The 25,444-nt window shown below is 64.1% G+C and carries 29 protein-coding genes and 1 pseudogene; 18 read left to right on the top strand and 12 right to left on the bottom strand.

What is annotated here, in order from left to right; genetic code table 11:
- The first annotated feature begins 27 nt into the window (after positions 1-27).
- The 4 genes from pyk (at position 28) to rplT (ending at position 2,486) form a co-directional block, all read left to right on the top strand.
- Entirely contained in the window at positions 28-1,473 is a 1,446-nt protein-coding gene (pyk, locus tag K3725_RS15230) for a pyruvate kinase (RefSeq protein WP_260016140.1), read from the top strand.
- Positions 1,474-1,566: 93 nt separating this feature from the next.
- Entirely contained in the window at positions 1,567-1,788 is a 222-nt protein-coding gene (locus K3725_RS15225) for a hypothetical protein (RefSeq protein ID WP_260016139.1), read from the top strand.
- A 116-nt stretch (positions 1,789-1,904) separates the two neighbouring features.
- A complete protein-coding gene (gene rpmI / locus K3725_RS15220) occupies positions 1,905-2,105 on the top strand; it encodes a 50S ribosomal protein L35 (protein ID WP_260016138.1) in 201 nt (66 codons plus the stop codon).
- A gap of 15 nt (positions 2,106-2,120) precedes the next feature.
- Positions 2,121-2,486, top strand: coding sequence for a 50S ribosomal protein L20 (rplT, locus tag K3725_RS15215; protein WP_008557989.1), 366 nt, complete (start codon positions 2,121-2,123; stop codon positions 2,484-2,486).
- Positions 2,487-2,625: 139 nt separating this feature from the next.
- Here the strand turns inward: rplT and K3725_RS15210 are convergent, their stop codons facing one another.
- Together K3725_RS15210 and K3725_RS15205 are read right to left on the bottom strand one after the other, a co-directional pair.
- A complete protein-coding gene (locus tag K3725_RS15210; protein ID WP_260016137.1) occupies positions 2,626-3,660 on the bottom strand; it encodes a PAS domain-containing sensor histidine kinase in 1,035 nt (344 codons plus the stop codon).
- Positions 3,661-3,804: 144 nt separating this feature from the next.
- A complete protein-coding gene (locus K3725_RS15205; RefSeq protein WP_260016136.1) occupies positions 3,805-4,407 on the bottom strand; it encodes a pyridoxamine 5'-phosphate oxidase family protein in 603 nt (200 codons plus the stop codon).
- A 68-nt stretch (positions 4,408-4,475) separates the two neighbouring features.
- Here K3725_RS15205 and K3725_RS15200 point away from each other — a divergent pair, with 68 nt between their 5' ends.
- Together K3725_RS15200 and K3725_RS15195 are read left to right on the top strand one after the other, a co-directional pair.
- Positions 4,476-5,243, top strand: a complete 768-nt coding sequence (locus tag K3725_RS15200) for a helix-turn-helix domain-containing protein (protein WP_260016135.1) — start codon at positions 4,476-4,478, stop codon at positions 5,241-5,243.
- Positions 5,244-5,335: 92 nt separating this feature from the next.
- On the top strand, positions 5,336-6,502 hold the full coding sequence (locus tag K3725_RS15195; RefSeq protein ID WP_260016134.1) for a sterol desaturase family protein: 1,167 nt from the start codon (positions 5,336-5,338) through the stop codon (positions 6,500-6,502).
- Here K3725_RS15195 and K3725_RS15190 read toward each other — a convergent pair.
- Together K3725_RS15190 and K3725_RS15185 are read right to left on the bottom strand one after the other, a co-directional pair.
- Positions 6,499-7,134 (bottom strand): DUF1326 domain-containing protein, encoded by a 636-nt coding sequence (locus K3725_RS15190; RefSeq protein ID WP_260016133.1) that lies wholly within the window; start codon positions 7,132-7,134, stop codon positions 6,499-6,501. The two genes, K3725_RS15195 and K3725_RS15190, sit on opposite strands and share 4 nt — an antisense overlap.
- Positions 7,135-7,241: 107 nt before the next feature.
- Complete coding sequence (locus tag K3725_RS15185; protein WP_260016132.1) at positions 7,242-7,793, bottom strand: cysteine hydrolase family protein; 552 nt, start codon at positions 7,791-7,793, stop codon at positions 7,242-7,244.
- A gap of 94 nt (positions 7,794-7,887) precedes the next feature.
- On the opposite strand from K3725_RS15185, the gene K3725_RS15180 reads away from it, so the two are divergent.
- From K3725_RS15180 to K3725_RS15170, 3 genes are all read left to right on the top strand, one after another.
- On the top strand, positions 7,888-8,814 hold the full coding sequence (locus K3725_RS15180) for a GlxA family transcriptional regulator (RefSeq protein ID WP_260016131.1): 927 nt from the start codon (positions 7,888-7,890) through the stop codon (positions 8,812-8,814).
- Positions 8,815-8,929: 115 nt separating this feature from the next.
- Complete coding sequence (gene pheS, locus K3725_RS15175) at positions 8,930-10,003, top strand: phenylalanine--tRNA ligase subunit alpha (protein WP_260016130.1); 1,074 nt, start codon at positions 8,930-8,932, stop codon at positions 10,001-10,003.
- Positions 10,004-10,300: a hypothetical protein gene (locus K3725_RS15170; RefSeq protein WP_260016129.1), complete on the top strand. Its 297-nt coding sequence runs from the start codon at positions 10,004-10,006 to the stop codon at positions 10,298-10,300.
- A gap of 263 nt (positions 10,301-10,563) precedes the next feature.
- Here the strand turns inward: K3725_RS15170 and K3725_RS15165 are convergent.
- Positions 10,564-11,621: pseudogene (locus tag K3725_RS15165) on the bottom strand (DUF2652 domain-containing protein).
- Positions 11,622-11,871: 250 nt separating this feature from the next.
- On the opposite strand from K3725_RS15165, the gene K3725_RS15160 reads away from it, so the two are divergent.
- Together K3725_RS15160 and pheT are read left to right on the top strand one after the other, a co-directional pair.
- Positions 11,872-12,687, top strand: a complete 816-nt coding sequence (locus K3725_RS15160) for a PHB depolymerase family esterase (RefSeq protein WP_260016128.1) — start codon at positions 11,872-11,874, stop codon at positions 12,685-12,687.
- Between the two features lie 89 nt (positions 12,688-12,776).
- A complete protein-coding gene (gene pheT / locus K3725_RS15155) occupies positions 12,777-15,173 on the top strand; it encodes a phenylalanine--tRNA ligase subunit beta (RefSeq protein ID WP_260016127.1) in 2,397 nt (798 codons plus the stop codon).
- 90 nt (positions 15,174-15,263) lie between these two features.
- On the opposite strand, the gene K3725_RS15150 is transcribed toward pheT, so the two are convergent.
- Entirely contained in the window at positions 15,264-16,142 is an 879-nt protein-coding gene (locus tag K3725_RS15150; protein ID WP_260018622.1) for a LysR family transcriptional regulator, read from the bottom strand.
- An 87-nt stretch (positions 16,143-16,229) separates the two neighbouring features.
- Between K3725_RS15150 and K3725_RS15145 the strand changes: the two genes are divergently transcribed.
- The 5 genes from K3725_RS15145 to K3725_RS15125 all read left to right on the top strand — a co-directional run bounded on the left by K3725_RS15145 (position 16,230) and on the right by K3725_RS15125 (position 19,250).
- Positions 16,230-16,865, top strand: a complete 636-nt coding sequence (locus K3725_RS15145) for a class I SAM-dependent methyltransferase (protein ID WP_260016126.1) — start codon at positions 16,230-16,232, stop codon at positions 16,863-16,865.
- A 47-nt stretch (positions 16,866-16,912) separates the two neighbouring features.
- Complete coding sequence (locus K3725_RS15140; protein WP_260016125.1) at positions 16,913-17,575, top strand: phosphoribosyltransferase; 663 nt, start codon at positions 16,913-16,915, stop codon at positions 17,573-17,575.
- On the top strand, positions 17,566-18,015 hold the full coding sequence (locus tag K3725_RS15135) for a YtoQ family protein (RefSeq protein ID WP_260016124.1): 450 nt from the start codon (positions 17,566-17,568) through the stop codon (positions 18,013-18,015). Before K3725_RS15140 ends, K3725_RS15135 begins: the two co-directional genes overlap by 10 nt.
- On the top strand, positions 18,012-18,539 hold the full coding sequence (locus K3725_RS15130; RefSeq protein WP_260016123.1) for a GNAT family N-acetyltransferase: 528 nt from the start codon (positions 18,012-18,014) through the stop codon (positions 18,537-18,539). The genes K3725_RS15135 and K3725_RS15130 overlap by 4 nt, the downstream gene beginning before the upstream one ends.
- A gap of 174 nt (positions 18,540-18,713) precedes the next feature.
- Positions 18,714-19,250 (top strand): hypothetical protein, encoded by a 537-nt coding sequence (locus K3725_RS15125; protein WP_260016122.1) that lies wholly within the window; start codon positions 18,714-18,716, stop codon positions 19,248-19,250.
- 99 nt (positions 19,251-19,349) lie between these two features.
- Here the strand turns inward: K3725_RS15125 and K3725_RS15120 are convergent, their stop codons facing one another.
- The 5 genes from K3725_RS15120 to K3725_RS15100 all read right to left on the bottom strand — a co-directional run bounded on the left by K3725_RS15120 (position 19,350) and on the right by K3725_RS15100 (position 23,495).
- Complete coding sequence (locus K3725_RS15120) at positions 19,350-20,156, bottom strand: mechanosensitive ion channel family protein (RefSeq protein WP_260016121.1); 807 nt, start codon at positions 20,154-20,156, stop codon at positions 19,350-19,352.
- Positions 20,157-20,233: 77 nt separating this feature from the next.
- The gene (gene mscL, locus K3725_RS15115; protein WP_260016120.1) at positions 20,234-20,665 is read right to left on the bottom strand and encodes a large conductance mechanosensitive channel protein MscL; all 432 of its coding nucleotides are present in this window, start codon (positions 20,663-20,665) and stop codon (positions 20,234-20,236) included.
- A 145-nt stretch (positions 20,666-20,810) separates the two neighbouring features.
- Positions 20,811-21,695, bottom strand: a complete 885-nt coding sequence (locus K3725_RS15110; RefSeq protein WP_260016119.1) for a hypothetical protein — start codon at positions 21,693-21,695, stop codon at positions 20,811-20,813.
- A 194-nt stretch (positions 21,696-21,889) separates the two neighbouring features.
- Positions 21,890-22,486 carry a LysE family translocator gene (locus K3725_RS15105; protein WP_260016118.1) on the bottom strand — a complete coding sequence of 199 codons (597 nt, stop codon included), beginning with the start codon at positions 22,484-22,486 and terminating at the stop codon, positions 21,890-21,892.
- Positions 22,487-22,571: 85 nt separating this feature from the next.
- Positions 22,572-23,495: a hydrogen peroxide-inducible genes activator gene (locus K3725_RS15100; RefSeq protein ID WP_260016117.1), complete on the bottom strand. Its 924-nt coding sequence runs from the start codon at positions 23,493-23,495 to the stop codon at positions 22,572-22,574.
- A 152-nt stretch (positions 23,496-23,647) separates the two neighbouring features.
- Here K3725_RS15100 and K3725_RS15095 point away from each other — a divergent pair, with 152 nt between their 5' ends.
- Together K3725_RS15095 and K3725_RS15090 are read left to right on the top strand one after the other, a co-directional pair.
- On the top strand, positions 23,648-23,902 hold the full coding sequence (locus K3725_RS15095) for a YdcH family protein (protein ID WP_260016116.1): 255 nt from the start codon (positions 23,648-23,650) through the stop codon (positions 23,900-23,902).
- Positions 23,899-24,090: a hypothetical protein gene (locus K3725_RS15090; RefSeq protein WP_260016115.1), complete on the top strand. Its 192-nt coding sequence runs from the start codon at positions 23,899-23,901 to the stop codon at positions 24,088-24,090. Before K3725_RS15095 ends, K3725_RS15090 begins: the two co-directional genes overlap by 4 nt.
- 97 nt (positions 24,091-24,187) lie before the next feature.
- Here the strand turns inward: K3725_RS15090 and ald are convergent, their stop codons facing one another.
- Positions 24,188-25,306, bottom strand: coding sequence for an alanine dehydrogenase (gene ald / locus K3725_RS15085; protein ID WP_260016114.1), 1,119 nt, complete (start codon positions 25,304-25,306; stop codon positions 24,188-24,190).
- Positions 25,307-25,444 lie beyond the last annotated feature (138 nt).

Below are 25,444 nucleotides of genomic sequence, written 5' to 3'. Positions count from 1 at the left end.
TGTGCAGGGCCGGAGGAGAGAACCCCAATGAAACGATCGCGCAATGTGAAGATTGTCGCCACTTTGGGGCCGGCCTCGGAGACCTACGAGACCATCCGTGCGCTGCATGAGGCCGGCGCCGATGTGTTCCGCCTGAACATGTCGCACGGCAGCCATCCGGAGATTGCCGAGAAGCACAGGATCATCCGCCAGGTGGAGCAGGATCTGGACAGCCCGATTGCCATTCTGGCGGATCTGCAGGGGCCGAAGCTGCGTGTCGGGGTCTTTGCCAACGGATCTGAGGAACTGGAAGAGGGGGCGAAGTTCCGCCTCGACCTGGATCCGGCGGAGGGCGATGTGACCCGCGTTTGCCTGCCGCATCCGGAGATTTTCCAGGCGCTGGAACCGGGCGCGCATCTCTTGGTCAATGACGGCAAGATCCGCCTGGTTGTGGACACCTGCGGCCCGGATTTCGCCGACTGCACGGTGGAGACCGGCGGCACGATTTCAAACCGCAAGGGCGTGAATGTTCCGGATGTGGTGCTGCCGCTGGCCGCCTTGTCGGAGAAGGACCGGGCGGATCTGGAGTTTGTCTGCGCCCTTGGTGTGGACTGGCTGGCGCTGTCCTTTGTGCAGCGGGCCAAGGATGTCTATGAGGCCCGCGCGCTGGCGGATGGCCGCGCGGCGGTGCTGTCGAAGATCGAGAAGCCGCAGGCGGTGGAAGATTTCGAGGCCATTCTGGACGCCTCTGACGGCATCATGGTGGCACGCGGCGATCTGGGTGTCGAACTGCCGGTGGCGGCGGTGCCGCCGATCCAGAAGCGGCTGGTGCGCAAGTGCCGGGCGGCGGCCAAACCGGTGATCGTTGCAACCCAGATGCTGGAGAGCATGATCGAAAGCCCGATGCCGACCCGGGCCGAGGTCTCCGACGTGGCCACCGCCATCTATGAGGGCGCCGATGCGGTGATGCTGAGCGCCGAGAGCGCGGCCGGCCAGTATCCGGTGCAAGCGGTGCGGACGATGGACAAGGTGGCGATTGAGGTCGAGGCCGACCCGACCTATACCCAGATCATCGCCGCCTCGCGGTCGGCCAAGGGCACCACGGTTGCTGACGGCATCGTCGCCGCGGCACGGGAGATTGCGGAAAAGACCGAGATCAAGGCGATCTGCTGTTTCACCCAGTCCGGCACCACCGCGCTGCTGACCGCGCGGGAACGTCCCGGCGTGCCGATCATCGCAATGACCCCGGTCAGCGCCACTGCGCGGCGGCTGTGCCTCAGCTGGGGTTGCAAATGCGTGATGACGCCGGAGCTGGACCGGTTCAAGGGCGCTGTTGTCAGTGCGGCGCGCGCCGCGCGCGCGGGCGGATACGCAACCGAGGGCGACCAGATCGTGGTCACCGCGGGCGTGCCCTTCAACGTGCCGGGCACCACCAACATCCTGCGCATCGCCCCCTGTGACGAGCGGCTGATCTACAGCACTGATCCGGAGTAGGTGCAGGCCGGTCTGCCGCTGGCGGAGCGGAATTGAAAAGCCGCTGCCTGCCCCTACCATCATCCCATGTTGCTGTGCTGATGGGGGTGGGTCATGCAGACGGATCTGGCGCTGGTTCTGGGGCTTGTGATCGGGGGTTTCACAGTGCCTGCGGTTCTGGCCGGTCTCAGCGAGCGGCGCCCGCCGCGGGCGTCCTTGCTCCCCATCCTTGCGGCCATCGCGCTGGTCACCTATGCGGTGATGATGAATCCGGGCGGCTACAGCGTTGAGGAGATCCCGGACGTGTTTTCCCGGGTCGCGGCGCAGCTTTTCTAGAGAATCCGCTTGCCCATTCCGCCTGCATTGCTTAAAGGGCAGCTCTGTTCCGCGCGGCCGGCCGTCGAGGCATGCCGAGTCGCGCGTCTAGCGAACCCGCATTGAAGGAGACGGAAATGCCCAAGATGAAGACAAAGTCGAGCGCCAAGAAGCGCTTCAAGATTACCGCCACCGGCAAGGTGATGGCAGGTCAGGCCGGCAAACGCCACGGCATGATCAAACGCACCACCAAGTTCATCCGCGACGCTCGCGGCACCACCACCCTGTCGGCACCCGACGCAAAGATCGTCAAGGGCTTCATGCCCTACGACCGCTAAGAGGAGATTTGAGAGATGTCCCGCGTTAAAGGTGGTACCACAACTCACGCCCGTCACAAGAAGGTCATCAAGGCAGCCAAAGGTTACTACGGCCGCCGCAAGAACACCTTCAAGGTTGCCCGCCAGGCCGTCGACAAGGCCAACCAGTACGCAACCCGCGACCGTAAGAACCGCAAGCGCAACTTCCGCGCGCTGTGGATCCAGCGTATCAACGCTGCTGTGCGTTCGCACGACGAAGCGCTGACCTACTCCCGCTTCATCAACGGCCTGACACTGGCCGGCATCGAAGTGGACCGCAAGGTTCTGGCCGACCTGGCCGTGCACGAGCCCGAAGCTTTCGGCGCAATCGTCCGCCAGGCACAGGACGCGCTGGCAGCCTAATGCGCCAGAGAGTTCGAGTTTGAGAGAAGGCCGTCCCGGTTGGGGCGGCCTTTTCCTTTGGCAGCAAGACCGCGCGCATTTGGGCTGAAGCAGGGGCCGTTCAGCGTCAGCAAACCGACCGCACGCGGGCCGGGTTTCCTCAGCCCCGTGGCATCCGCAGTGTGAAAACGGTCAGCCGCTCATCCGACTCCGCCGAAAGATGGCCGCCATGCGCCGCGGCGATCTGCTGGGCGATGTAGAGGCCCAGGCCCAGGCCGTTTTGCGACTCGCGGGTGCCGGAACGGGTGAAAGGCTCAAACAGCAGGGTCATGGTCTCTGCCGGGATCGGGTCGCCATGGTTGGCGACCGACAGGACGAAATCGCCGCCGTCATCGTCAGCGGCCACGGTTACAGGTTTTCCGGGCGTGCCGTGCGTGACCGCGTTGGACAGGAGGTTGGAGACCAGTTGCGCGATGCGGCCGGTGTCGCAGTCCATCGGATCGGCGAAACTGTAGCTTTCGGTGATCGGTGTGCCCGGGTTTGCCAGCCGGATTTCCTCGACCGTTTGCGACAGAACCGGCCTCAGGTCTGTGCTTTCGCTGCGCGCAATGTCGATGCCTTCGCCAAGGCGGGAGCGGGCGAAATCTAGGATGTCGTTGATCAGCGCCGACATCCGGGTGACGGACTGGCGGCCGAGCGCCAGGATTTCCAGAGCCTTGGCCGATTGCGGCTCATTCTCCAGGAGCCTCAGTGCAGCGCCGACCGCAGACAGCGGGTTGCGCAGGTCGTGGCCCAGCACGGCGATGAACTGCTCGCGGAAACGGGCCTCCTGCTCGCGGTCCGCCAGATGGGCCGCGTTCATCTTGGCCTCGGTCACATCCCGGGCGTTGCAATAGAACCGGTCGCCTTCCGGCACCGCGTTCCAGGACAGCCAGCGGTAACTGCCGTCCTTGTGGCGGTAGCGGTTTTCGAACTGCAGCACCGGCTGCCCGTGTTTGACACGCTCAAACGCGGCTTCTGTCCGGGACATGTCATCCGGGTGAAGGAAGTCGAAGAACTGGCGGCTTTCGATTTCCTCTGGCAGCAGGCCGAGGGTGCGGAACCAGGCAGGATTGGTGTCCATGAAGACGCCGGAAGCATCGACCACGCCCAAAAGGTCGGGCGTGACTTTCCAGGTCAGGCTGGTGCGGTCCATTTGGGAGGGCACGGCGGGTTTTCCATGTGGAGCAGAACAGCATCCAGCATGCGCATGCCGCAACCGTCTGGCAAGTCCTAAGTTTCTGGCATAGAGCGGAAAATCTGCCGGTCCGCAGGACCGCGGCCGGGCGCGCCGCAGAGGTCACCACATCCGGCTTTTCGCATATTCCGCATATCCTGCGTCATAAGCCTCTGCTTCGAACGCCGCTTCCTGTTCCTTCAGGAACTGGCCTGCGGTGGGCACGGCGGGGCGGTCAGCCTCTGCATCCCACAGGCGGGAGCGCATCAGCGCCTTGGCGCATTGGAAATAGAGCTCTTCGATGGTGATCACCGCGACAGTGGCGGGCAGCAGGGATTTGCGGGCGAAATGGCTGCGCAGGGCCTCATCCGCAGTCAGCACGGCGGAGCCATTCACCCGCACCACGTTGTTGCAGCCCGGCACGATGAACATCAGGCTGACGCGCGGGTCGCGGACGATGTTGCGCAAGCTGTCAATGCGGTTGTTTCCGCGCCAGTCGGGCAGCCAGAGGGTGCGGTCATCCGCCATATGCACCACCGGGCCGTCATCGCCGCGCGGACTGGCGTCGGTGCCTTCAGGGCCGATGGTGGACAGGACCGCGAACTTCGAGGCGCTGATCCAGTCTCGGTAAAGCGGCGTCAGGCGAGGGGCGACTTTGGTGAGCGACTGCGGCACCGGGGCGCCGTAGATCTCTTCAAGCTCATCTGTGCTGGTAAGGGTTTGCATGGCGTTGGCCTCCTTTTGGTTGCGTTTTAGCTTGCCCTTTCGCTGTCATGGGGCCAGTTTTCGCGCAAATGGGCCAAAATCCGGAGATCACCGCGCGGGGCTGGTCCTCCGCCGATGCCGTGCAGGAATTGCCGCACGGGGTGGTGACCTATGCCCGCAGCTATCCGGACGGCTATATCTCCGCCTGGCATGACCACCCGCGCCATCAGCTGGTCTATGCTGTGGCCGGGCTGATGACGGCGGAGGCCGGCGGCACCAGCTGGGCGGTGCCTGCGGGGTCTGGGCTGATCGTGCCGGCCGGCGTGCTGCACGAGATCCGTATGGCGGGGGAGGTGCAGCTGCAATCGCTTTACATCGATCCGGCAGAGGCGGGGGCGGATGCGATGGCGGAGTGCCGGGCGGTGCTGGTGGAGCCGCTGCTGGCCGGGCTGATCGCGGCCCTGTGCGGCATGAACAATCCCTGGCCGCTGCCGCCGCGGGCGCACCATCTGAGCCGGCTTATCCTGATTGAGCTGGGCGCGGCACCGGAATCGCCGCTGTCGCTGCCCTATCCGGGTGACGCCCGGCTGCGGCGGGTCTGCGATGCGCTGATGGACAGCCCCGGGAGCATGCGGACCATCGATCATTGGGCAGCGCTGGCCGGGATGAGCCGCCGCAGCTTCACCCGCCGGTTCCAGCAGGAAACCGGCCTCAGCCTTGGTGCCTGGCGCGACCGGCTGCGCTGCCAGATCGCGCTGCGGGCCAAAGCGCGCGGCGCCCGGATGGAGCAGGTGGCGCAGCGGCTGGGCTATGCCAGCCGCCAGTCCCTGCTGGCGATGATGCAGCGGGTGGTTTGACCGGGCGCCTGCCGCATCGTAGTGAATTCCGGAATCGCGGAATGCGCCGCCGTATGGCAGGTTGCGCCGGACTTTGACGGAGTGAGGCCAGCATGAAATTCATCCGGGATGTGATCGCGCAACTGGAAACCCCGCGCGACGCGCGGCCGCTGGGCAGCGGCTGGCTGTCGGGATCCATGGCACTCTTGGCGGCCATCACCGGGCTGCTGCTGGTGCTGCTGCGCTGGTACCCGGAGACGTTCTCCTATCCGCAGATCGCCTTTGTGCATTCCAGCGGCTATGTCACCGCCTTTCTGCGCTTTGTGCTGCTGGCGGGCTATGCGATGTCGCTCCTCAGCCTGATCCTGAGCCGCCAGAAAAGCCTGGGCTGGGCGGCGCTGGGGCTGTCGGTTGCTGCCTCGCTGATGGCCACGGCGCAGCCGCAGCACGCCGGCGAGGTGCCGCAGAGTCTCTATTTCGGGCTCGACTACTTCGTCGTCAACGTGCTGCTGGTGGGGTTCCTGTTCGTGCCGCTGGAGCGGTTCTTTCCGGCGCGGCGCGAGCAGACCGTGTTCCGCACCGAATGGCGCGAGGACATGTTCTATTACCTGGTCAGCTCCATGCTGGTGCAGGTGCTGACCTTCCTGACCATGGCGCCCGCGAACTATGTGAACACCGAGTTCGATCTGGAGGGGATCCGCGCCCATATCACCAATCTGCCCTTTGCGGTTCAGGTGCTGATCATCATGGCGGCAACCGATTTCGTGCAGTACTGGGTGCACCGCGCCTTTCACACCTTTCCGGCGCTGTGGCATTTCCATGCGATCCACCACTCGGCCAAGAAGATGGACTGGCTGGCCGGCGCGCGCATGCATTTCATCGAGATTGCGGTGCTGCGCGGGCTGACCGCGGTGCCGATGTTCACGCTGGGGTTCAAGCCTGAGGCGATCCAGGGTTATCTGCTGATCGTCTATTTCTACTCCAGCTTCATCCACGCCAATATCGGCTGGAAGCTGGGCTTCATGGAGCGGTTCCTGGTCACCCCGCGCTACCACCATTGGCATCACGGCAGCGAGCGGGCGGCGATCGACATCAACTATGCCTCGCATTTCCCGCTCTATGACTGGCTGTTCGGCACCCATCATCTGCCGGAGGAGGACTGGCCGTCGAAATACGGGGTGGCCGGCGATACGGTGCCAAACGGCTATTGGCGGCAGTTCCTGTACCCGTTCAACCAGAAGCGCTGGAAGAAGAAGCCGGAAAGCAAGCCCGGGGGCTAAGCCGCGATCCCGTGCGGGCCGTGGCGGATGATGGCCCATTGGCCATAGCTGTCGTCGAGGTCCAGCTTGATCGCCGCATCGGATCTGGTGGAGGCGCTGCCGATCTCGGCCAAGGTAAATTCAATGCCGCCGGGGATGCCGATCTGGACCCGGTGCTCGCCGCCGCCATGCGGGGCCCGGATCGGGCGGCCGGTTGAGGTGACCAGGCCTTCGATATCCAGTTTGGCGGTGCGGTTCTCGATGTCCGCCTCATAGTCGATCCGCTTGATCAGTGTTTCGTGCACCGTCTCGCACATGGCGCGGAACACCCACCAATGAGTGGCTTCCTCATCGGTTTCGCCGCCCAAGAGCACGGTTTCCAGTGCCGCACGCTGGGCATCAGAGGCGCGGTCGTCGATGATTGCCTGCAGCGCGCCCTTGCCTTCGAAGATCGGGCCCGGCCAGGCGTAGAGCAGGGCGGACCTTGTGCCCGTCAGGTCGGTGTCACCGAAATGGCCCTTGTCGATGTGGAGCACCTCGAACCCGGTGCAATTGCCGTGGGTCGGCAGATCCTCGAACTGGCAGGGGCAACCGTAGTTGCAGTTGCAGTTCCCGAAGCTGCGGCCTTCGATATACCAATCCACATGTGCCATGGCTGTCTCCTCCGGTTGCTGCTGAATGGGATGCGCAAAGTGTATCATAATAAGGGTGTGAATTCAGGCGCTGTTTGTCCGGCGCAGCAAGGACGCCGGACGATTGGTCAGGTTGACAAGTAGGCGTCAGTTCCGGTGACCGAAGCATAGGCAAAGCTGAGCGCGGCCATAAAGGCCCTGTGTGTCTGTTCTGCCGGAACAGTGACGCCATTGTATTCCAGGTCGCGGCTGGTGGAGCAGGCATCCTCGACTACGGTGACGTCAAAGCCGAAATCAGAAGCGGCTCTGGCTGCTGCATCAATGCACATGTGGCTCATGCTGCCGGCGAGCGTAACGTCAGTGATGCCGTTTTCGTCCAGCAGCTGCTTGAGGCCGGTTTCGAGGAAGGCATTGACCTTGTGCTTGACCACGACCGGCTCATTCGCTGCGGGCTGTAGCGATGGATGGAACTCTGCGCCGGTGGTGCCGGCGGCAAAGAAAAGGGCGTCCGGGCGCTCATTCTCGTGGCGCACATGCACGATGAACTGCCCTTTGGTGCGGGCGTCGTCCAGAAGCCTGCGGGCGTTTGCGGCGGAGGCTTCCATGCCGTGCAGCTCCCATTTGCCGCCGGGGAAATAGTCATTCTGAATGTCGATCAGGATCAGTGCAGATTTGGCCATGTGCCACTCCTTTGCGGTTGCTGTTTTGGTATAGCGCCTGACGCTGCAGCAGAGTGATTGGCGAAAATGACATAAAACAGGCACAATCAGACAAATGGTACAGGACAGTCAGATTCGCGTCGCCCTTGTGGCCTATCCGGGTGCCCAGCAGGCTGCGCTGCTGGGGCTGCGTGACCTGCTGGAGGCCGCAGGCGGCGGGGCGCCGGGGCAGGCGCGGCGGTTCAAGACCGAGCTGGTCGGGGATTTTGCCGCTCAGGGCCAGTTTGATGCGGTGGTCCTGCCGCCCAGTCTGGGAGAGAGGCCCTCAGGTGCGGCTTTGCAGGCCATTGCTGGATGGGTGAAGAAGCAGCACAAAGGCGGGGCGCTGGCGTGTTCTGTCTGCGCGGGTGCCTTTCTGCTGGCGGCAGCCGGTGTGCTGGACGGACGCCCGGCCACCACCCATTGGGCGCTGGCGCAGGACTTGGCGCGTTCCTATCCGCAGGTGCAGCTGCAGGCGGATCGGCTGCTGATCGACGATGGCGATGTGATCACCGCGGGCGGGCTGATGGCCTGGACCGATCTGGGGCTGCGGTTGATTGCGCGCTTCATGGGGCCTGCGGAGATGCTGGCGACCGCGCGGTTTTTCCTGATTGACCCCGGCGTGCGGGAGCAAAGCTACTACAACCTGTTTGCTCCCGGCCTGACCCATGGCGATGCCGCGGTTTTGGAGGCCCAGCATTGGCTGCAGGCCCGGTTCCATCAGCCGGTGGCGGTGCCGCAGATGGCCGCCGCTGCCGGGCTGGAGGAACGCACATTCCTGCGCCGGTTCCAGGCCGCTACCGGCCTGGCGCCTTCGCAGTATCTGCAGCAGCTGCGTATCGCCAAGGCACGGGAGCAGCTGGAGCTGAGCACGGCGAGTATCGAGGCCATTGCGATGGCGGTGGGCTATCTGGACGTCTCAGCGTTCCGCAAGCTGTTTCTGCGGACCGTAGGCTTGTCCCCCAGCGCCTACCGCAAGCGGTTCGCTCCGGCGCGGTGCTGAAGCCGCAGCCGCGTAAGGGGGACAGGATGACACATCCGCCCGCCACCCGTTCCCGCCCTCTTGCTTTCGGCGGCCCTTGTGGTAGCAGGGCACAAGCAGAATTCGAGGGGCCGTGATGGACGATCTTAAAGCCAAGTACCTGGGTCAGATTGCAGAGGCCGCCGACGAGGCGGCGCTGGAGGCGATCCGCCTTGCCGCCGTCGGCAAGAAGGGCGAAGTGGCGCTGAAGATGCGCGAGCTGGGCAAGATGACTCCGGAAGAGCGCCAGGCGGCGGGCCCGGCGCTGAACGCGCTGAAGGATGAGATCAACTCTGCCCTCGCAGCCAAGAAGGCGGGGCTGGAAGATGCCGCCCTGGATGAGCGCCTGCGCACCGAATGGCTGGACGTGACCCTGCCGTCGCGCCCCGCACGCCAGGGCAGCCTGCATCCGATCAGCCAGGTGCAGGAGGAGATCACCGCGATCTTTGCCGAACTGGGCTTCTCGGTGGCCGAAGGGCCGCGGATTGACACCGACTGGTACAACTTCGATGCGCTGAACATCCCCGGCCACCATCCGGCGCGCGCCGAGATGGACACCTTCTACATGCACCGCGCCGAGGGCGACAACCGCCCGCCGCATGTGCTGCGCACCCATACCTCGCCGGTGCAGATCCGCTCGATGGAGAAGATGGGCGCGCCGCTGCGCATCATCTGCCCGGGCGGCGTCTACCGCGCTGACTATGACCAGACCCACACGCCGATGTTCCACCAGGTCGAAGGCCTGGCGCTGGACAAGGACATCTCGATGGCGAACCTCAAGTGGGTGCTGGAGGAGTTTGTCAAATCCTTCTTCGAGGTGGATGACGTCGAACTGCGCTTCCGCGCCTCGCATTTCCCCTTCACCGAGCCATCCGCCGAGGTCGATATCCGCTGCTCCTGGGAAGGCGGCACGCTGAAGATCGGCGAGGGCGACGACTGGATGGAAATCCTCGGCTCCGGCATGGTGCACCCCAAGGTGATCGCGGCCGGCGGCATCGACCCGGAGATCTACCAGGGCTTTGCCTTCGGCATCGGCATCGACCGCCTGGCGATGCTGAAATACGGCATCCCGGACCTGCGCGCCTTCTTCGACAGCGACCTGCGCTGGCTGCGCCACTACGGCTTCCAGAGCCTGGACATGCCGGCGCTGCATGGTGGTTTGAGCCGGTAAGTGTACGTCATCAGCTTATTCCTGTCGCACTATGTGAACTGGTGTAATACGGTTTCTGAAACCACGCCCCGCTGGAAAATCAATCTGGCGGGGCTGTTGTTTTTCGCGGTGGCTGTTGCATTGATCTCTTTCGCGCCTGAAGAGATTTCTTTGCCGGTTGTGTTCCTGGGAGGTGCCCCGGTCAGCCTGTTCTTTGAACTGGATCGGCGTTTGAGATGGAAACGGGCACGCGAAATGCGGGCCGCCACATCACAACTGCGCAAGACACGAAGTCTGCTCAAAGGCTTCAAACGCTAAACATGTTCTCTTCTTCCCGGCGGGCAGGCCTGGCAGCGCCCGTCCACCCCGCAGGATCGGGGGGAGGCTGCAAGTTCAGTCCTCAGCGCGGAATAAGGCCGAGAGGCCGCCGCGCCATCGCCTGACCGCCCGCACGGGCAGGCGAATTGGGGCCGCAAGCACACCGGTTAGACGTCGTACGGACTTGGCCGGCATAAACTGCCAAACATCATCGTTGGATCGCCTTCCCGCGGTCAGGCGATGGCGTGGCTTGAGCGTGACACTCAGACCGGCGCCGCAGCTGGTGCCCCGCCCAGCCGTTTCCCCAGCGCCTTGATCCTGGCGACCCGGTTTTCCTTGTCCGGGATGATGAAGCCGCGGAGCTTGCGGTTGACCATGCCGGCCATCAGCTTGCCCATCAGCTTGGGTGAGCGCGTCTTGGCATAGCGCAGCTTGACCAATGTGCCGCCGCCGACCTCCTCCATCTCGATGGTTTCATACATCTGCAGGCCCATCGCCAGATTGTAGCGGCCGGTGACATATTCGCCGGGGTTCCAGTCCACCACCTCATAGGGAAACAGCGCATCGCCGCGGTAGCAGTGGTACATCGTGCCGGGCTCGATCTTGCCCTTGTTGGTGTTCAGCAGATCCATTCGGTCGGCGCCCAGCCATTCGGTGCGCAGATCCGGCCGGGTGCAGATGGTAAAGGCGACCTCAGGCGAGACGGCGAGCGGGACGATCCATTCATCAAACAGCAGGTCATCCCCCGCAGCGACAAAGCTGCGCTCGGTTGCGCAGCGGCGCTGCCAGGCAGCGCGCATGTCGCGGACCACGTATTCGACCGGGCCGATATGCTCGATGTCCTCGCTGTGAAACTCGCTTGCGTCAAAGAAATCCACAAGGTCCATCGCCCTGAGCGCGTCGCAGGACAAGAGCGTATAGGCGGTGAGGCCGGTGCGCTCGGTCACGGAGTTTTTCAGCAGCCGGAAGGCAGTGATCACATCCGGGCCGGCCAGCTCATGGCTGCCGCGGCTGTCCTGCTGGATGCATTCGCCGTGATGCACCACCAGCTTCAGCTCCAGATCGCCGATCTTGTGCAGGCGTCGCAGGTGCAGCCGGTGTTGAGGATCATCTTCTCCTTCTCGCGGGCGAAGATGCAGTAAAGGCTTTCGGCAAAGTCGAGGATGAACTGCTTGGTCATCACCTCGCTTTCGAAGGCATACGCAAAGGCCGCATCGCCCTGCAGAGCGGAGACCTGGAGCGGCGCGCGGATCGCGGGGAGCAGAGCGCCGAAAAGCGCGTCCAGGATGCCTTTGGAATGCTCCAGCGGGGTGCCGGCCATGAATTTGGTGTAGCCCGACAGGTCGGCAATGACGAAGAAGGCGTTTTGAACCCCGGAATGCAGATCCGTCATCGGTGTCTCCCTGGCAGTGAGGGGATCAGTATGCGCGAAACCGGGGGAATCTCAAAACATCGCGTGCCTGGAATGTTTGACCAGCCGGCTGCCAGTGAGCGCCGGCCAGCGGCGCAGCCGCACGCGGCCCACAAACTTGTGACGTGACAGCCGCCGCGCGGCGGGTAGGCTCGCAGATATGATCCGAGCCGTCCTTTCCCTCTCCGCCGCCCTGCTGTGGGCTTCCGCTGCAGCTGCCATGGGGCCGTCAAAACCGGCGAAGTGCCACGACGCGGCGCCCTGCGAACTGGGCGGCCGCTCCTATCACGTGATGGAGCCGGAGGGCTGGGACGGGGTTTCTCCTCTGCCGGTGCTGTTGCATTTCCATGGCTGGTCGCGCACCGGGCGCCATGCACAGAAAAGCGACCGGGTCGGGGCCTCTGCCAAGCGCCGCGGTGTTTTGCTGGTGACGCCGAACGGGCGCAACAAGACGTGGGATTTCTGGTCGGTCGGCACGGAAGACGTTGCCTTTGCCGACCGGGTGCTGGAAGACGTCGCCAAACGCTATCCGGTTGACCCCGAACGCATTTACGTCTCCGGCTACTCTTATGGCTCGGCCATGGCCTGGCGCTATGTCTGCCACAGCGGCAATGATGTGGCGGCGCTCTTGGCTGTGGCTGGCACCATCCGGCAGAGTGAAAACTGTCCCGAAGCGCCGCGAGAGGTGCGCCATGTGCACGGGCTGAAGGACACGGTGATGGACTTCCCCTATGGCCCTGGCGGCGAGCGGACGTATCCGGTGGCGCTGTGGCGGGCGCGGCTGGGCTGCGGCGCGGCGCGGGCACTGGGGCAGTGGCAGGTGGTCGACTTCCTCAAGCTGGAGCGCACGGTCTGGGCCGGTTGCGCCCAGGGGCAGGTGGTGCTGGACACCCATCCAGGCGGCCATTTCATCCCGCATGGCTGGATCGGGCGGCAATTGGATGAGCTTTTGAACCTCACTCCCAGCTATCCTTGAGAGCAGGGGCGCAGAACCCTTGAACCTTGGCGCATTCTTTGCCATTGCCTCAGGTCAAACACGCATGTCTGCCAAGGGGTCCCCGACCGATGAAATTCACGCTTTCCTGGCTGAAAGACCACCTCGACACCGACGCCTCGGTGGAAGAGATCACTGATGCCCTGACCGATCTGGGCCTTGAGGTCGAAGGGGTCGTCAATCCGGCTGACGCGCTGAAGGATTTTACCCTTGGCTATGTGAAACACGCCGAGAAGCATCCGGATGCCGACAAGCTGCGGGTCTGCAAGGTGGACACCGATGAGGGCGAGCTGCAGATTATCTGCGGCGCGCCGAACGCGCGCGAAGGCATCACCGTGGTGGTCTGCAAGCCGGGCATGTATATCCCGGGCCTCGACATCACCATCGGCGTCGGCAAGATCCGCGGCGTCGAGAGCTTTGGCATGATGGCCTCTGAGCGCGAGCTGGAGCTGTCGGAGGAGCATGACGGTATCATCGAGCTGCCCTCCGGCGCGGTTGGCGACAAATTCGTGGATTGGCTGGCGGAGAACGATCCGGCCAAGGTCGATCCGGTGATCGAAATCGCGATCACTCCGAACCGCCCCGATGCGCTGGGCGTCTACGGCATTGCCCGCGATCTGGCGGCGCGTGGCCTCGGCACCCTCAAGACCCGCGCCTTTGAAGCGATCCCGGGTGACTTCGCAAGCCCGGTCAAGGTCACGATCGACGCCGATACGCTGGACGGCTGCCCGCTGTTTGCGGGCCGGATGGTCAAGGGCGTGAAGAACGGCCCCAGCCCGCAGTGGCTGCAAGACCGGCTGAAGGCGATTGGCCTGCGCCCGATTTCGGCGCTGGTGGACATCACCAACTTCTTCACCTTCGACCAGAACCGCCCGCTGCATGTGTTTGACGCGGCCAAGGTCTCCGGCGACCTGCGGGTGCACCGCGCGGCTGGCGGCGAGACGCTGAAAGCGCTGGACGAGAAAGAATACACCTTTGGCGCGGGCCAGATGGTGATCTCCGACGCCAATGGCCCCGAGAGCATCGGCGGCATCATGGGCGGCGAAAAGACCGGCTGCACCGAGGAAACCGTGGATGTGTTCCTGGAGAGCGCGTTCTGGGATCACGTGCAGATCGCCATGGCGGGCCGCGCGCTCAAGATAAACTCTGACGCGCGCTACCGCTTTGAGCGTGGCGTCGATCCGGAATACACCATCGAGGGCCTGCACCGGGCGACCCAGATGATCCTGGACCTGTGCGGCGGTGAGCCGTCGGAGGTGGTGATCGCGGGCGACGTGCCGGATCATTCCCGCGCCTACAAGCTGGACGCCGACCGGGTGCAGTCGCTGGTCGGGATGGAGATCCCGGAAAGCGACCAGCGCCAGACCCTGACCCGCCTGGGCTTCCGCCTGGAGGGCAGCATGGCGCATGTGCCCAGCTGGCGCCCGGACGTGCAGGGCGAGGCCGACCTGGTGGAAGAAGTCGCGCGGATCGCGTCGCTGACCAAGCTGCAAGGTAAACCGCTGCCGCGGCTGACCGATGGCATCCCCAAGCCGGTGATGACCCCGCAGCAGCGGCGCCAGCAAATGGCGCGCCGCACCTGCGCCAGCCTCGGCTATAACGAAGTTGTCAGCTACAGCTTTATCGACAAGGCCTCCGCAGCGCTGTTCGGCGGCGGCGATGACGCCACCATGCTGGCCAACCCGATCTCATCAGAGATGTCGCATATGCGTCCCGATCTGCTGGCTGGCCTCTTGCAGGCGGCAGCCCGCAACCAGGCGCGCGGTTTCATGGACCTGGCGCTGTTTGAGGCCGGCCCTGCCTTCACCGGCGGCGAGCCGGGCGAGCAGGTCAATCAGATCGCAGGCCTCTTGGTGGGCCGTACCGGGCCCAAGGACGTGCATGGCGCCTCGCGCGCGGTGGATCTCTATGATGCCAAGGCTGATATTGAAGCGGTACTGGCTGCCATTGGCGCACCGGCCAAGGTGCAGGTCCTGCGCGAAGGTGCCGCCTGGTGGCACCCGGGCCGCCATGGCCGCATCTGCCTGGGGCCGAAGAAGACGCTGGGCGTCTTTGGCGAGCTGCACCCGAAAGTGCTGAAGGAGATGGGCATCAAGGGGGCTGCCGTGGCCTTCACCATCTATCCGGATGAAATTCCGTTGCCGCGCAAATCCTCAGCGACCCGTCCGGCGCTGGCAATCAGCGACCTGCAGGCGGTGGAGCGGGACTTTGCCTTTGTCGTTGACGACAGCGTTGAAGCGCTGACCCTCGTCAATGCCGCGGCCGGGGCCGACAAGGCGCTGATTGAAGACGTGCGCGTCTTTGACGAATTCATCGGCGGCTCCCTGGGCGAGGGCAAGAAGTCGCTGGCGATCACCGTGCGGCTGCAGCCTAGCGATCAGACGCTGAAGGAGAAGGACATCGAGGCGGTAAGCGAAAAGATCATCGCCAAGGTGACCAAGGCGACCGGCGGCACCCTGCGCGGGTAACTGCGGGCCCAAGGCTTTTGAGAAAAAGCCTTGGCAAAAGTTTTGAGGAAAATTTTTGGGCGGCGCACCTTACGGGCGCCGCCATTCCTGTCACCTGCTGGCAAAGAACTCTGCCAGCAGATCGAACACCAGCCGGATCCGGCGGCTGGTGTGCAGCTCGCGGTGCGTGGTGAGCCAAACCGGGAAGGTGATGGCATCGCTGCCGGGCAGAAGCCGCTCAACCTCGGGCGCAGCGGCAGCGGCTTCATCCGACATCGGAGTGACACCGAAGCCCTGCCGCACCAGTTCCCAGGCCACCAGGCCGCTGTTGGAGCCGATCCGGAAGTTATCCGGCGTGATCGGGATTCCCATCGGCACCAGATACTCGATCATCCGGCTGGCGTCGCCGAAGCTGACAAAGTCATGGTCTGCCAGGTCCGCAAGGGTTTGCGGACGCCCGCGCCGGTCCAAATAGGATTTGGCGGCATAGAAATGGCCGGTGGCCTCCTGCACCAGCCGGGCAATCAGCTCCGGCTGTTCGGGGCGGACGTGGCGGATGGCGATATCCGCCTCACGCCGCATCAGGTCGCGGATGTCATTGGCGGCCACCACGTCGATCGTCAGCCGCGGCGCCCGCTGGCGGAGCTGCTGCAGCACCGCTGGCAGCACATGGGCGGACATGATGTCGCTGGCGGTGATCCTGATGGTGCCTTCGATGGAGTGCGCCTGCCCTGTTGCGGCGAGCGACAAGCCATCGGCAGCCTCACCCATCTTGCGGCTGTGGGCCAGCAGCTCCTGTCCCGCATCTGTCAGCGCCAGAGCGCGGCCAAGGCGCTCAAACAGCAGCACACCCAGATCTGCCTCCAGCGCAGCGACCTGGCGCGACAGCGTCGGCTGGGTGAGGCCAAGCTTGCGTGCCGCTGCCGACAGGGAGCCGGTTTCAGCGGTGGCAAGGAAGGCGCGGATATGGTTCCAGTCGGGGCTCATTATGCAAATACGTATATCATTCTTGCGGATTTCGGCAATTTATCCTTGGTTCCTGCATAGGTAGGGTTCGGGGAGCCAAGGAGATGTGCCATGACCGCCGACGCCCGCTTTTGGAACAAGATCGCCCCCAAATACGCCAAGTCCAAGATCCGCGACGAAGACGCCTACCGTTATGCGCTGGAGCGGACACGGTCTTATCTCAAGGCAGACGACTCCGTGCTGGAGCTGGGCTGCGGCACCGGCTCCACCGCCATTGAGCTGGCGCGCGGTGTCTGCAAAATCACCGCAACCGATCTGTCGGAGGCCATGCTGGACGTTGGCCGCGAGCGGGCCTGGGATGCCGGCGCCGGTAACGTTGAATTTCAACGCTGCAGCGCCGGGCAGGCGCCAGAGGGGCCGTTTGATGCGGTCCTGGCGCATAATTTGCTGCATCTGCTGCCGGATCTGGCGGAGGTTCTGGAGGGCGTCGCGGCACGGGTGAAGCCCGGCGGGCTGTTCATCTCCAAGACCCCCTGTTTGGGCGAGATGCGCGGCAGCTGGAAGTACTGGCTGTTTTCGGCCGCCATTCCGCTTATGCGGCTGGCGGGGCAGGCGCCCAGCTACGTGGACTTCATCGATATCCGCAGGCTGGAGGCGGCCGTGCAGAAGGCGGGCTTTGAGATCATCGAAACCGGCAACTACCCGGCCGATACGCCCGGGCGTTACCTGGTGGCGCGGCGGCGCTGAATTTTGCCTTTGCAGCTTCCGCGCTAGGTAACGGGGTGGAGGCTGAGATGTTCGAAGACCGGATGTCTGCCGGGCTTCAGCTGGCCAAGGAACTGGCTGAACTGCCGATGACGGACCCTGTGGTGCTGGCGCTGCCGCGGGGCGGGGTGCCTGTGGCCCTGCCGATTGCGCAGACCTTGCACGCGCCGCTAGACCTGATCCTGATCCGCAAGATCGGCATGCCCTCCAGCCGGGAGCTGGCCGCGGGGGCCTTGGCCGAGGGCAGCAATCCCATTTTCAACGGCGCCCTGCTGAAGGCCGCCGGTATGAAGCAGGAGGATTTCGCCGCCCAGATCGTCCTGGCGCGCGAGGAGAACGCCGCCCGCCGCGCCCGCTATCTGCAAGGGCGCGATCCGATTGTGCTGGAAGGGCGCACCGTGATTGTGGCGGACGACGGGATTGCTACTGGCGCTACCTTCATGGCGGCGCATTTCTGGCTGCAGGAGCGCAAGCCTGCCGGAGTGATCCTGGCGGTTCCGGTTGCGCCGCCGGAAGCGGTGGACGAACTGCGCCCCTTGGTGGATACTCTGGTCTGTTTGCTGAGCCCCAGGGAGTTCTGGGCGGTCGGCGCGCATTACAGGGATTTTACGCAAACCAGCGATGACGAGGTGATGGCCGCCCTGGCCGCGGCCCCGGGCGCTGGCGCAGGAAAGGACAAGACGTGGCATTGAATGTTTATCTCTCGGGAGAGATCCACACCGATTGGCGGGAGCAGATCGTCGAGGGCGCAAAGGGGCTGGAGGTGCGCTTCAGCGCGCCGGTGACCGATCATGACGCCAGCGACGATTGCGGCGTGGCGGTGCTGGGGGCTGAGGAGAACAAGTACTGGCACGACCACAAGGGCGCGATGGTGAATGCGATCCGCACCCGCAAGGGAATTGCGGACGCCGATGTCGTGGTGGTGCGCTTTGGCGACAAGTACAAACAGTGGAACGCGGCCTTTGACGCGGGCTATGCCGCGGCGCTGGGCAAATCGATTATCGTGCTCAGCCCGCCGGAGCATCAGCACGCCCTGAAAGAGGTCCATGCCGCCGCGCTGGCAGTGGCGGAGGAGCCCCGCCAGGTGGTCGAAATACTCACCTATGTGCTGACGGGCAAGCTGCCTGCATGACCGCTCCAACGCTTGAAACAGAGCGGCTGACCCTGCGCCCGCACCGGGTGCAGGATTTCGAGGCCGTGGCGGCGCTCTGGGCGGAGCCGGAGGTGGTGCGTTTCATCTCCGGCACGCCATCGGCGCCAGAGGAAAGCTGGGCCCGGCTTCTGCGCTACATCGGCCATTGGCAGGCGATGGGCTATGGCTATTGGGCGGTCACCCTGCGCGAGAGCGGCCGGTTCATCGGCGAGGTGGGCTTTGCCGACTACCAGCGCAGCATGGAGCCGCCGCTGGCTGGCGTGCCGGAAGCCGGCTGGGTGCTGGCACCGGACGTGCATGGGCAGGGGATCGCGACCGAGGCGGTCGGCCGCATTCACGAGTGGGCAGCAGAGAAGACGGATTGGGCAGAAACGGCCTGCATCTTCGACCCGGCCCACAAGGTCTCGCACAGGGTGGCGCTCAAGCTGGGCTATGCGCCTGCCGGCGAGGCGCTGTACAGGGGCAGCCCGACGCTGGTCATGAAGCGTTCCGTCAGCCGGTGAAGCTGCAAACATTCCATTATTTCAATATTTTGCACGGCGCTTGCAGAGGCTCGTTCATCGGCAGTCCGCAACGCCATGCAACGCTTCTTTAACGCCCCTGGTCTAGGTTCAGGGCGACAAGGGACTACAACATAGGCACCGCGCTTTCCGGAGGGCGGTGTTTGGGACTGCCGAATGACCAACCGCCGCCGCCCTCCAGTGCAAGTCACCCCGCTGATCGAGGACGCGGGACTGTTCAAGCGCGAGGTGCGTGACGTGGTGGTGGAGCTGGTGCCGGTCTTCAGCCGCAACAACCGCGGCGATCTCGTGGTCAAGGGGATCGTGCAGCCTGATGCAGAGATCGAGGTGGTGTTTGCGGGCCGGCGGCTCCGGGAGGCCGGCAACCTGATTGTGCGGATGAAAAAGCTGCGGGCTGCGGGGGTACGCGCGGCCATGAACGGCCATCAGGCGATGAACAGCATCCGTCAGCTGCGGCTGCCGGTGAAGGTCCGCGGCACCTGGCGGTTCCGGTTTCAGCCCGACCCGTCCGGCTGGGAGGTCAAGAACTACCAGCTGATCGCGGCGCAGTGGGCGTTTGCGGATGAGGACGGCGCCACTGTGCTGGCAGGCTGGCCGCCGGCCAAACCGGAAAACAGAGTGCAGGAGCGCGCCCGCGCGGCAAGAGCCCGCAATGCAGCGCTGCGGGCGATGCAGGGCGCGCGGCAGCAATAGGCATCAGGGCCTTGCGGCGTGCAAACGCCCCGCCGGTGGCGGGGCGCCACGACCAACGGAATGCGGCCCCGGCAGGGGCCAAGGACGGGCGGGAGCGCCTCAGCCCGCCTTCTTGATCTCCACCGAATGCGGATAGGGGATGGAGATGCCCTTGGCGTCAAAGGCCTCCTTCACGCCCTGGGTGAGGGCAAATTTCACGTCCCAGTAATCCTCGGCCTTGCACCAGACCCGCGCGGTCAGATCGACGGAGCTGTCGCCCAGATTGGTGACCCGCACCCAAGGTTCCGGATCCTGCAGCACCCGCGCATCCGCATTGGCCTCTGCCAGGATGATCGCCTTGGCGGCGTCGGCGCTGTCGCCGTAGTCGATGCCGAACACCATGTCGACGCGGCGGGTGGCATGATGCGAGAAGTTGGTGATGACCGTGCCCCAGGCCTGGCCGTTGGGAACGATGATCTGCACATTGTCGGGCGTGGCCAGCTCGGTCACGAACAGGTTCACGTCCTTCACCGTGCCGGCGGTGCCGCCGATGTCGACATACTGGCCGATCTTGTAGGGGCGGAACAGGATCAGCATGAAACCCGCGGCCAGATCGCTGAGCGTGCCCTGCAGCGCCAGGCCGATCGCCAGGGTGGCAGCGCCCAGCATCGCAACCAGGCTGGTGGCCTGGATGCCAAAGATGCCGAGGATTGCGACCAGCACCACCGCCAGCAGCACCCAGCGGATCATGCTGGCGGCGAAATTCCCCAGTGTCGGGTCGATCTGCGGCGTCTTGTTGATGCGGTTGCGAACCGCACCGCTGATCCAGCCGGTGGCGATCCAGCCCAGGATCAGCACCACCAGCGCCTTGATGCCCGCCACCATCAGCGGCCACAGCGCCCCGGCCTGTTCAATCAATTGTTCCATCAGTTTCAATCCCTTTCAAACGCGCAGAGGAGCGGAAACCCGCCCCTCTGCAATTCCCTGGTGCTGGCGCCCAGGCGCTATTTCTTCAGCGAGTCGCGGATTTCCAGCAGCACGTCAAGCTCGCTCGGCCCGGCGGGTGCCTCCTCCGCCGGGGCGTCCTCCTGCCGCTCCATCGCGTCGCGGGCGCGGTTCACGGATTTGACCAGCAGGAACACCACCCAGGCGATGATCAGGAAGTTCAGCACCGCCATCAGGAAGGAGCCGTAGGCAAACACCGAGGCCCCGGCTTCGCGTGCAGCTTCCAGCGAGCCGTAACTGGCGCCATCGCCGCCCAGCACCACAAAATTGTTGGTGAAATCCACCCCGCCGGTGAACAGGCCGATGATCGGGTTGATCAGATCATCGACCATGGATTTCACAATTGCGGTGAAGGCGGCACCGATGATGATCCCCACCGCCATATCCATCACATTGCCCTTGGCAATGAAGGCCTTGAATTCGTCCAGCATGCCCGTTTCCTTTCCATCCCTGTCGCGTTGTTATGCGCTACAGGCTAGGAGCGGTGTTTCATTCTGTAAACGGGGAATATCAGGCGGGGAACGCCTCAACTGCAGGGCGGTATCAAGGGCGGCCGCCGGGCCGCCCATGGTCAGGTCACACCAATTCAAAACCATCCGTGTCCAGATCGTCCTCTGCCTCCGGCACTGCTTCGGTGCTGTCTTCCAGGCTCAGCGCCGCCATCAGGTCCATGCCCGACAGATCGCCTGCGCCATCAAGCACATCGTCATAGGCGGCCAGCAGCTCATCCGGGCTCTGGAAACCGCCGCCTGGGGCGTCGATGCGGAACAGCTCTTCCTGCACGCCATCTTCGCCGCTGCCGTAGAACACCACCGATTGCACGGCGGACAGATCGCCGCCGATATCATCCGACAGGAAATAGGTCAGGTAATTGTCAAAGGTCGGCTCGGTGCCTTCGGGCAGGGCAGGAATGCTGTAGGGGTTCGGGTCCGGCTCTTCGGCCAGAATGAAAGTGCCGCCAAGCGGGTCGCCCGTCTCCGAGAAAACTTCGCCAAAGAAGAGCTTCTCATAGACAGGCTCTTCCGGCTCTTCCGGTTCCTCCGGGTCATCGCTGACACCCTTGATGGAGCCGGCGCCCGTGGTGGTGGAGGTGGCGCGGATTCCGAAGATGTCGATCTCGTCGAGGCTTTCGATATCCAGCGCGACGGTCATTGTGTCGCCGGTCTGCAGGTAGGTTTCCTTGTCCTCACCCTCCGGTCCCAGGCCGGGGTCGCTCAGCTCCGTGGCCTCGTCCCACTGCACCTTTTCGCCGTCCAGCCGGGCGCCGTTCATGTTTAGCGGACCGCTCAGGGTCTCGCTGGAGCCGGAAAAGTCATCATCGCCGAAATAGATGGCGTTCACATCCATGGCGCCTTCGTCGACGGTGATGTCGGCAAAGAACGCGCCGTTTTCCTCGTAGACGGTAACGGTATAGGCAAGGCCGTCCACGGAATAGGTAAAGATCTTGGAGCTGTCTGGCATAGGAAAGGCTTTCACTCGTGACCGGAAAGGGTTGCGCAGGCCTGCCCTGCCGGCCGCTGCTGTCCGGGCATCCCGCAATTCCACAAACTCGCCTCATTTTTAACAAAATTGATGGCGGACAAAAACCATCTGCGCGGGAACAAACCGGGCTGATTGTCTCTGTCAGGTGAACGATGGGCCATCTGCCGCAAGCCTCAGGACAGCAGTATCCAGACTGCGGCTGCGGCCAGCACGGTGCCGAAGAGCAGATTCAGCCTGCGGCTGCCGCCCGGTGTCTGGAACAGCTTGCCGATGCTGCCGCCGGCCAGCGCCCAGACTGAGAAGGCCAGAAGATTGTTGAGGGTAAAGACGGATGTAATCAGCAGCACAGGCCATATGCGGGAGGTTTCCTCCTGGTCCAGGAACTGCGAGAACATCAGCGCGATGATCACATAGGCCTTGGGGTTCAGCACCAAAAGCACCGCACCGTCTGTGAAGCTGGCTGCCCGGGCCTGCTGTGTGCCTTCCACCGCTCCGGCCCGGGCCAGTTTCCAGGCGAGCCACAAGACATACAGGGCGCCTGCAGTCTTCAGTGCTGCAAACAGCTGCGGCGCCTGATCCATTGCAGCGACAAAGCCAAGCCCGATAGCTGCCGTCACGACCCAGGTCGCCAGGTGGTACCCTGCGTTGGCCGGAACCGTGGCGGCAAAGCCGAAACGCGCGGCGTTGGCGGCAAAGAACAGGTTGCCGGGGCCGGGGCTGTAGGCGAGCGGGAACAGGAACACGATCAGGGCAGCTGTGGTCTGGAGCATTCGGGACACCTCTTTGAGAGGTTCCAGAAAGGCCGCCTTTGCCGGTCAGATCGATCCGGTTCTTGCGCAAAGGCGGCTCCTTAGCCTAGAGGGACACCTTGCCGGCAAATTCCTCTGCTGCCACGCCGCGGATGAATTCTGCCAGTTTGAGAAAGCTGGCCGGCGTGCCGCTGGACCGCCGCCAGGCCAGGCCGGCCTGCCGGTAAAGCCCTGGCTTCAGCTGGGTGATGGCGACATCGCCCTCCCCGGGTTTGACCTCGGACCCGGCATAGAGCGCGGGCAGGAGCGTCATGCCCATGCCCAGCGACACCATCTGGCGCAGCGCATCCAGGCTGGTCCCCTCGAAATCGTCGCGCAGGCGGGCGCCGGAGTCCGCGCACAGGTCGGACACCTGGCGGCTGAGCATGTAGGACGCATTCAAACGGATCAGGCTTTCACCCGCCAGATCCGTTTTCCTGACGTGATCCCGGCCTGCCAGCGGGTGCTCCCGGGGGACCGCCAGGTGCAGCGGCTCCCGGAACAGGAACGTGTGGCTGATGTCGTCGCGGGCGATGGGCAGCTGGGTCAGGACCAGGTCATGCTTTCCCGCCAAAAGGTCCTCGATCATGTCGCGCGGCGCGCCGTCCCGGATGACCAGTTTCAGTTCCGGATAGACCCTGTGCAGCTGCCTGAGGACACGGGGGAGCAGGTAGGGGCCGATCGTCGGCGAGGATCCGAGCCGCAGGGTGCCTGCCAGCTCGTCTTTGGACGGGCTGCCGGTCTGCTGGAGCCTTTCAACGTCCTGCAGGATCTTTTCGGCCTGTGCCGCGACCTCGCGCCCTTCGGGTGTCAGGATCAGGCCGCTGCGCCGCCGTTCCGCCAGCCGGGTGCCAAGCGCCTCCTCCAGCGCGTTTATCTGCAGGCTGAGAGAGGGCTGGCTGATACCGAGCTGGCGGGCCGCGTTGCGGTACTGCAGCGACTTGCTGAGCACATTGAAGTAACGGAGCTGGCGCAGGGTAATGCCGGTCACAGGATCCTCGCTGCGTTATTGGATAGGAAAAACCTATTCTACTTTCAGATAAGATTGGCTTCTTGCAGGTGCAATGCCTGCCTATCTGAAAAACGGGCCAGGAGTTCATCAGCGATGGACGCGGCCCAGAGCATCAGAAATGGAGGTAAATCATGAAAGACAGTCCCCGGGTAAAAGCGTTTTCGCTGCAAGTGCGGCTGGCGCAGCTGCGTATGAAGCACCAGGACGTGAAGGCGAAAATCGCCACCGAGCTGAAGCGGCCTGCGCCGTGCAGCCTTATCCTGCGCGGGCTGAAACTGCGGCGTCTGCAAATCAAGGATGAGATGACGCGCTGCATGGCGAAACTTCAGGCCCATGGGCTTGCGCGGCTGTCGCGCCTGCAGCCGGTCTCAGGAGAGCCAGCATGATCCTGCATTGCGATCTGCGTCATCCGGTCAGGCGGTTTCTGCACAGCGCCGACATCGACGATATGCGGGCTGCAATTCTCGATGATGAGGAGGACGACGACGGCCCCGACGGGGGCAGCCCGCATATCTGCGTCAAGGGCCGCCGCAGAGCTGTTGCAGCTGCCGGCACCGGATCCTGCCGGGGCTGAGCGCATCCTGTGCAATGGCCGGGTCCAACAGGGGTGCCATAAAAGAAGAAGCCCCGCTGAAGGGCGGGGCTTCCGTATTTCTGTGTGCGCTGAGGGCTTACTGCTTCAGTGCCAGTTTCGGCGACAGCACGTCCAGACCCAGAGCCTCGCCCACGGCGTAGTAGGTCAGCTGGCCCGCGTGCACGTTCAGGCCGTTCAGCAGGTGCGGGTCGTCCTCGCACGCCTGGCGCCAGCCTTTGTTGGCCAGGTTCAGCATGAAGGGCAGGGTGGCGTTGCCCAGAGCCTGGGTCGAGGTGCGCGCGACGGCGCCCGGCATGTTGGCCACGCAGTAGTGCATGATGCCGTCGACTTCATAGATCGGGTCGGCGTGGGTGGTTGCCTTGGAGGTCTCAAAGCAGCCGCCCTGGTCGATGGCGACGTCCACCAGCACCGCGCCCGGCTTCATCTCAGAGAGCTGTGCGCGGGACACCAGTTTCGGCGCTGCGGCACCGGGGACCAGAACCGCACCGATCACCATGTCGGCGTCGCGCACCAGTTCAGCGGTGGCACCGGCGGTGGAGTACTGGTTCTTGAACTCGCGGCCGAACACGTCGTCCAGGTACTTCAGGCGGGTCAGCGAGCGGTCGAGGATGGTGACATCCGCGCCCATGCCGGCTGCGATCTTGGCTGCGTGGGTGCCGACAACACCGCCGCCGATCACCACCACTTTGGCCGGGGCCACGCCGGGGACGCCGCCCATCAGCACGCCGCGGCCGCCGTTGGCCTTCTGCAGGGTGTAGGCGCCAACCTGGGGGGCCAGGCGGCCGGCCACTTCGGACATCGGCGCCAGCAGCGGCAGGCCGCCGCGGTCGTCGGTCACGGTCTCGTAAGCAATTGCAGTACAACCGCTTTCCAGCAGGTCCTTGGTCTGCTCCGGATCGGGTGCCAGGTGCAGATAGGTGAACAGCAGCTGGTTTTCACGCAGCATCTTGCGCTCAACCGCCTGGGGTTCCTTCACCTTGACGATCATGTCGGCGGTGGCAAAGATTTCCTCGGCAGTGTCCAGGATCACGGCACCGGCGGCGACATAGTCCTCGTCGGTGAAGCCTGCGCCCATGCCGGCGCCTTGCTGGATGACAACCTCATGGCCGCGCAGGACGGCTTCGCGGGCGGCGTCCGGGGTCATGCCGACGCGGAATTCCTGCGGTTTGATTTCGGTGGGGCAGCCGATTTTCATGTGAGTATCTCCTCAAAACTCTCTGCGGGCATATTGCCGCAGGCGGCCCGGAATGTGCTGCTTATTTGGGCAGAATAAAAACATGCCTTTCGAAGATTCTTCGCGTATACTGGCCATATACAGCAAGGATCTTCGCAA

The sequence above is a fragment of the Leisingera sp. S132 genome (assembly GCF_025144465.1).
Classification (GTDB): Bacteria; Pseudomonadota; Alphaproteobacteria; order Rhodobacterales; family Rhodobacteraceae; genus Leisingera.
The sequence above is the reverse complement of the archived record's forward strand: the minus strand, read 5'-3'. Positions and strand labels throughout refer to the sequence as shown.